Source organism: Nocardioides malaquae (assembly GCF_015070385.1).
GTDB lineage: Bacteria > Actinomycetota > Actinomycetes > Propionibacteriales > Nocardioidaceae > Nocardioides > Nocardioides malaquae.
Map to the genome: position 1 here is coordinate 1 of NZ_JADCSA010000154.1, position 360 is coordinate 360.

Below are 360 nucleotides of genomic sequence, written 5' to 3' on the forward strand. Positions count from 1 at the left end.
CGGAAGGGCACCACCAGGAGTGGAGCCTGCGGCTTAATTTGACTCCACCCGGGGAAGCACACCCGGCCCGGACACGGAGAGGATTGACAGATTGATAGCTCTTTCTCGATTCTGTGGGTGGTGGTGCATGGCCGTTCTTAGTTGGTGGAGTGATTTGTCTGGTTGATTCCGATAACGAACGAGACTCCGGCTTGTCAACTAGTTTCGCGGCCCCGTGTGGTCGGCGACTAACTTCTTAGAGGGACAAGTGGCGTTCAGCCACACGAGAAGGAGCAATAACAGGTCTGTGATGCCCTTAGATGTCCGGGGCTGCACGCGCGCCACACTGAGCGGATCAGCGTGCGTCTACCCTTCGCCGAG

Annotated in this window: 1 rRNA gene; it reads left to right on the forward strand. The window is 57.8% G+C overall.

The features are described 5' to 3' along the window. Positions 1-11: 11 nt before the first annotated feature. Positions 12-360: ribosomal RNA gene (locus IEQ44_RS18530) — 16S ribosomal RNA — on the forward strand; the annotation flags it as partial.